The organism is Flavobacteriales bacterium (assembly GCA_013001705.1).
Taxonomy (GTDB): Bacteria; Bacteroidota; Bacteroidia; order Flavobacteriales_D; family JABDKJ01; genus JABDLZ01.
This window is the reverse complement of the sequence record JABDLZ010000296.1, coordinates 1-5,545: the sequence shown is the minus strand read 5'-3', so window position 1 is coordinate 5,545 and position 5,545 is coordinate 1. Positions and strand designations below refer to the sequence as shown.

The window sequence follows — 5,545 nt, the reverse complement described above, 5'->3', positions numbered from 1 at the left end:
ATACCTTGCTGGTGGCCGTACTGCTTTCTGCCCAGTGTACCGATAAGAAAGTGAATGAGATCACCCCAGAACTCTTTGCCATGGCCGACAATCCCAAGGATATGCTGCGTTACGAAGTGGCAGATATAAAAGAAGTGATCAAACCCTGCGGTCTGTCACCGGCCAAGAGCAAGGCTATATACGGCCTGTCACAGATCATTATGGATAAGCATGACGGTCAGGTTCCTGATAATTTCAAGGACCTGGAAGCATTACCCGGAGTAGGACATAAAACGGCAAGCGTAGTGATGAGTCAGGCCTTCGGGCATCCGGCATTTCCTGTAGATACACACATACATCGGCTCATGTACCGCTGGAACCTGAGCAGTGGCAAGAATGTGGACCAGACAGAGAAGGATGCCAAGAGATTATTTCCCAGAGAACTATGGAATAAACTGCACCTACAGATCATCTTCTATGGCAGGGAATACTGTCCAGCACGAGGCTGGGATATCCAGAATGACATCATCACCCGTACCATCGGAAGACGCACGGTCTTGAAGCAATTCGGTCTGTGAGAGCCCCTCAGTTCAGGTGCATGCGTACACTTCCGAGCACATGGCTCTTGCGTATGCTTGTAGTTTGTGAATAGCTCCTGATCAGTTCCAGACTCTTCATGCTGGGTGAGAACTCCTCACTCGCATGTTCGGAACTTGAGGGCCCGAAGAATTCGGACTCAGCTCGCTCCATTTCATTAAGATCATCGAAAGTAAAAATCGCCATCGGCTTGAATTTGGTGTTGTTTCTTTTCTAAGAACGATTCTGCCCGGTACATATTGTACAAAAGAATCCTCCCCCGAACAGACGTCCGAGGGAGGAGTACTACTAACCAAACTAAACAACCAAACTAAAAATCTACTATCTCACAGTGAGGATCATATCTTTTTCTGCAGCGATCTTGCGCATGTTGATAAGCGCATAACGCATACGCCCCAGAGCTGTGTTGATGCTCACATTCGTTGCTTCTGCAATGTCTTTGAAACTCATGCCCTTATAATGACGCATGATGACCACTTCCCGCTGCTCTTCGGGCAATAATTTTACAAGCGACTTGACATCCTCGTGAATCTGATCGCTGATCATCACATCGTCTATAGCCGTTTCGCCATTATCCAAGATGGCGAAGGGACTGAACTCCTCGGTCTCACGGACCTTGGGCATCTTCTTGTTCCTACGGAAATGGTCGATCACCAGATTGTGCGCGATACGCATGAGCCAGGGCAAGAATTTTCCCTCCTCGTTGTATTTGCCCGCTTTCAGGGTATTGACCACCTTGATGAAGGTATCTTGAAAGATATCCTCCGCCAGATCACGGTCTTTGACCTTGATGTAGATGTGGGTGAAAACTTTGTTCTTGTGACGTAGAAGGAGTGCTTCAAAAGCAGATTCATTTCCTTCTAGATACTTATGGACCAGATCACGGTCCTGTAGAGCAGATAAACGCATAACAACTTGCCTTTTAAGAGATAGTACAGTCTAAAAAAGTAGTTGTTCGTCCTTATGCGCTTCTATTATTTAAGTGTTGCACTATTTCGGTTCTAGCTCCTAACGCACTTCCTAGTGCAGTATTGTCTTACGAGTAGACCTTTTTAATTATACAGCGAAGATACTCATCACCCTAAAGGCTGTCAATGTTATCTGTAATTTCGCCTGTTAATCTTTGTTAATACGTCACAACAACTGTGCCGCATACTATGACCCTGAAAAAGAAGGATATCCGCATCAAAGGCGCTCGCGTCCATAATCTCAAAGGAGTGGACGTGACCATCCCGAGAAACAAACTTACCGTGGTGACCGGTCTTTCAGGAAGCGGTAAATCCTCATTGGCCTTTGATACGCTCTATGCCGAAGGTCAGCGGAGATATGTAGAGAGCCTCTCATCCTATGCCCGTCAGTTCCTGGGTCGCTTGGATAAGCCCGATGTAGATGCTATCGAAGGGATAGCTCCGGCCATTGCTATCGAGCAGAAAGTCATTTCCCGAAATAGCCGCAGTACTGTCGGTACCACTACAGAGATATACGACTACCTCAAGTTGCTCTATGCACGTATCGGCCATACGATATCTCCTATCTCTGGAAAAGAGGTCAAGGCCGATACGGTCAGTGATGTCGTGGATGCAGTGATGGATTCCGACCCCGCGACCCGCGTGATGGTATTGGTGGACAAAAGACCAGAAGAGGGAAGAACCTGGGAGGAACATCTCAAGCTACTGGTCGATCAGGGCTATATACGGGCACAGACCGAAGAAGGAATCATCCGGATCGATGAAGCGGATAATCAACATGCCTATGATACCTTCCATTTGATCATCGATCGTTTCACGGCCGAGGATTCTGAAGAGAATCGCGCGCGTATCGCTGATTCGGTCTCAACTGGGTTCTTCGAAGGTCATGGAGAGATATTCTTGGATATAGACAAGGGAGCTAAAGTCCTTCAATTCTCAGATAAATTCGAGGCGGATGGCATGCAATTCGAGCGACCGAGCGTCCATTTCTTCAGCTTCAATAATCCGGTAGGAGCCTGTAAGGTCTGTGAGGGATTCGGTTCGGTGATAGGGATCGATCCTCAATTGGTGATTCCGGACCCTTCACGTTCCGTTTTTGAAGACGGGGTGGCTGCTTGGAAGGGTGAGAAAATGAGCGAATGGAAGGATGAATTGATCCGCGTGGCCGACAAGTTCGACTTTCCCATACATCGCCCCATAGAAGATCTCGAGCCCGAGCAGTATGACGTGCTCTGGCATGGGAACAAACATTTCGAAGGGATCGATGGCTTCTTCCGCTACGTGGAATCCAAGGCCTACAAGATCCAATACCGCGTGATGCTCAGCAGATATCGCGGCAAGACCACCTGCCCTGATTGCGAGGGTTCTCGCTTGAGAAAGGATGCCAATTATGTCAAAGTAGGAGGTAAGAGCATAACAGAACTGGTATCCATGCCAGTGAGCCGTTGCGCAGAATTCTTCGAGAATTTGGAGTTATCCGAGCTGGATCAGAACATAGGGGAGCGCTTGTTGAACGAGATACGTTTCCGTTTGCGCTATCTGAACGAAGTCGGGCTTGGATATCTCACTCTGGACAGAATGAGCAATACCTTGTCAGGGGGTGAATCACAGCGGATCAACCTGGCCACTTCGCTTGGAAGCAGTCTGGTCGGATCCATGTATATCCTCGATGAACCATCTATCGGACTACATAGCCATGATACAGAACGACTCATCGGTGTCATGCGTTCGCTCCGGGATCTGGGAAATACCGTGATCGTGGTAGAGCACGATGAAGACATCATTCGCCAATCGGACCACATCATCGATATGGGACCCGAGGCTGGAATGAATGGTGGCGAGCTGGTATTCACCGGTGGGATCGAAGCGCTCACCAATGGATCGAATGACAGTCTGACTGCTCAATATATCAATGGAAAGATGCGTATCGAGTGGCCCGGGATGCGAAGGAAATGGAGCAGGTCTCTAAAGATAGTTGGAGCCTCAGAGCACAACTTGAAAGATGTGGATGTGGAGATTCCGCTCAATGTCATGGTGGCTGTCACCGGAGTCAGCGGGTCGGGAAAGACCACACTTATCAAGGATATCCTGTATCCGGCCTTATCGCGCATGAAAGGTGCCGGTGCCCCATATGTTGGGAAATATCAGTCACTGGACGGGGCTGTAGACCATATCAAGCAGATAGAGATGGTCGATCAGAATCCGATCGGACGTTCTTCCAGAAGTAATCCAGCCACCTATGTCAAGGCCTACGATGATATACGTGCGCTCTTTGCCTCACAGAAAGCTTCCGATCTATCCGGATTCAAAGCAGCACACTTCTCCTTCAATGTGCCGGGCGGAAGATGTGATGTGTGTGAAGGGGAAGGAGAGGTTCACATCGGGATGCAATTCATGGCCGATATCACCCTCCCATGTGATGCCTGCAAGGGCAAACGCTTCAAAGAAGAAATACTCGAAGTGAGATTCAAGGACAAGTCCATAGCTGATGTGCTGGATATGACCGTGGATGAAGCGGTGGAATTCTTCAACGAAGCCAAAGGACATGCGTCCAAAGTGAGGGATAAGATACTCCCTTTGCAAGAAGTAGGTCTGGGTTATGTGAAACTGGGCCAACCGAGCAGTACCTTGAGCGGAGGGGAGGCCCAGCGTATAAAATTGGCCTTCTTCCTTTCAAAAAAGGATAATCAGGAGCAGACCCTTTTCATCTTTGATGAACCCACCACTGGATTGCATTTTCACGATGTACACAAGCTCCTACATGCTCTTAATGCCTTGATCGAACAAGGGCATTCGGTGATCGTCATCGAGCACAATCTGGATATGGTCAAATCAGCGGATTGGGTCATCGATCTAGGGCCGGGAGGTGGAGAAGCAGGAGGAGAGGTCGTGTACGAAGGCTCACCTGATGATATGGTCGACTCAGGCACACTTACAGCAAAGTACTTGAAGGAGAAACGGGAAGTAGACCTGAGTTCAGCTGAATTGTAGGTCGTAAAGGCGCTTGTAGCGTCCCCCTTCTTCCAATAGTTCTTCGTGTCTTCCAGACTCTACGATACGGCCTTTGTCCAACACATAGATGACATCCGCATTCTGGATGGTAGAAAGTCGATGGGCGATCACCAGAGAGGTGCGGCCTTCCGTGAGAACTTCTTGTGCTCGCTGTATCAATGCCTCACTCTCGGAATCGATAGAGCTGGTAGCCTCATCCAGGATCAGTATCTCAGGTTGATGCACATAGGCGCGTATGAAAGAGATCAACTGGCGTTGCCCCACCGATAACATGCGTCCACGTTCGGCAACATTGAAATCATAACCACCCGGTAATTGCATGATGAAATCATGTGCACCGATGGCCTTGGAAGCTGCTACCACGTCTGCCTCGGTGATCTGCGGATTCTTCAGAGAAATATTGTTGTGGATGGAATCCGAATAGAGGAATACATCCTGTTGGACCACTGAGATGTGCTCTCTCAGGAACTCCGGTTCGATCTGTCGTATATCTACACCGCCCACCGTGATACGGCCTTTCTGGAATTCGTAGAATCGGCCCACCAGATTGATGATACTCGATTTCCCCGCACCCGTAGACCCTACAAATGCCGCTGTCTGTCCTTCGCTCACATGCAGGTCGATATTCTTCAGCACATATTCATCTCCGCTATAGGCCAGCCATACATTCTCAAAACGGATGTCCCCGTTCAATCGGGTCTGAACGGCATTTCCTTCTATCTGTAACGATGCTTCAGTATCCAGCACCTCGAATACCCGTTCGCTACCCACCATACCCATTTGGAGCACGTTGAAGCGGTCTGCCAGTTGACGTATGGGGCGGTAGAGCATCTGGATATAGAGGATGAAGGCGAGCACTTCCCCAAAGAGCGCGTAGGGATCTTCATGGCCTGTGCCGATAGAGCGCAGTCCCCACCAGATGAGCAGCGCGATGGAAGTGGAACTCAGTATCTCCACCACAGGGAAGAATATGGAATAGGCCCACACAC

Annotated in this window: 5 protein-coding genes; 2 read left to right on the top strand and 3 right to left on the bottom strand. The window is 49.1% G+C overall.

Annotated elements, in window-relative coordinates; genetic code table 11:
- A partial coding sequence (locus tag HKN79_11950) for an endonuclease III (GenBank protein ID NNC84280.1) occupies positions 1-557 on the top strand: 557 nt, incomplete at its 5' end.
- A gap of 7 nt (positions 558-564) precedes the next feature.
- Here the strand turns inward: HKN79_11950 and HKN79_11945 are convergent.
- Positions 565-729: a hypothetical protein gene (locus HKN79_11945; protein NNC84279.1), complete on the bottom strand. Its 165-nt coding sequence runs from the start codon at positions 727-729 to the stop codon at positions 565-567.
- A gap of 168 nt (positions 730-897) precedes the next feature.
- The gene (locus HKN79_11940) at positions 898-1,485 is read right to left on the bottom strand and encodes a sigma-70 family RNA polymerase sigma factor (protein NNC84278.1); all 588 of its coding nucleotides are present in this window, start codon (positions 1,483-1,485) and stop codon (positions 898-900) included.
- Between the two features lie 248 nt (positions 1,486-1,733).
- On the opposite strand from HKN79_11940, the gene uvrA reads away from it, so the two are divergent.
- A complete protein-coding gene (uvrA, locus tag HKN79_11935) occupies positions 1,734-4,535 on the top strand; it encodes an excinuclease ABC subunit UvrA (GenBank protein NNC84277.1) in 2,802 nt (933 codons plus the stop codon).
- Here uvrA and HKN79_11930 read toward each other — a convergent pair.
- A partial coding sequence (locus HKN79_11930) for an ABC transporter ATP-binding protein (protein ID NNC84276.1) occupies positions 4,521-5,545 on the bottom strand: 1,025 nt, incomplete at its 5' end. The two genes, uvrA and HKN79_11930, sit on opposite strands and share 15 nt — an antisense overlap.